This is a genomic window from Mesorhizobium sp. M1E.F.Ca.ET.063.01.1.1, from assembly GCF_003998155.1.
GTDB lineage: Bacteria > Pseudomonadota > Alphaproteobacteria > Rhizobiales > Rhizobiaceae > Mesorhizobium.
In genome coordinates, this window is the sequence record NZ_RZSC01001272.1 from 1 (window position 1) to 987 (window position 987).

Genomic DNA, 987 nt, shown 5'->3' on the forward strand with positions numbered 1-987 from the left:
GTCCTCGATCGTGGCGAGCGACTTGTGCGACTTGCGCGGCTTGTCGTCGTCATCGATCTCGATGTTGTCGATCTTGGTGCGGCCGATGATCTCCTCCTGGACATGCGTCGGCGTTTCCGCCCAGGAACCGAGATCGTGCAGATATTTCTGGACGACGACATAACTGCCGCCGGCGAAATCGGCATCCTCGTCGCCGATAAGGGCCGAAGCCGGCAGGTCGAGGCCGGTCGGGTTGGCCGTCCCGTCGACGAAGCCCAGCAGGTCGCGCGCGTCGAAATAGCGAAAGCCGGTGACCTCGTCGACGACCGTCACGCTGCCACCCAGGCTGCTGAGCAGGATGCGTTCGAACTCGAAGCACATGTCGGAGCGTTCAGCACGGATATGGAAGAGGAGATCGCCCGGCGTGGATGGCGCCGAATGGACCGGTCCGTCGATCGGCGCAAAGGGTTTCAGTTCGCGCGGCCGCCCGTCCGGTGAGAGACGCGCCCATAGCTCGTGACCGATGCCGGCGATGCACGACAATCGGCCGGACAGGTCACGGAAGCCGACATTCTTGACGAGATCGTCAAGCTGGCCGAGCACCGAGGCCACCTTCGAGAGCGCCGCCCTATCGCCGCCGACCGTGACGACGAGAAAAACCGCGGCGAGCGACAGCGGAGCATCGACGCTTTGCGCATCGATCGGGACCCTGTCCCAGTTCTTGCCTGACATCGGGAATGCTCCGCGTTTCGGTGGGGATGATCGCGACCGGCGCTTGGCCGCTCGGGGTAGCGTGTGCTCCAAAAAGATATCGCGACCGCGAGCGATCGCGCAACCGCGGATGCTGCTCTCGATTGCGCGCCGACACCGGCGAATTGCCTCTTTATCGACACGCGGATGCGGGTAGAGTGCGGCTGACTTTAATCCTACGCTCTGGAGCAGATGCTCGCACGCCTGTTCGTGATCTTCGGTGGCCTGTTCGTGCTGGTGCTGTGCGCGGCGCTGGTG

1 protein-coding gene is annotated in these 987 nt (G+C 63.7%); it reads right to left on the reverse strand.

Translation table 11 applies throughout. The annotated features are described in order from the left end of the window. A partial coding sequence (locus EOA29_RS37870) for a Dyp-type peroxidase (protein ID WP_127222482.1) occupies positions 1-711 on the reverse strand: 711 nt, incomplete at its 3' end. Positions 712-987 lie beyond the last annotated feature (276 nt).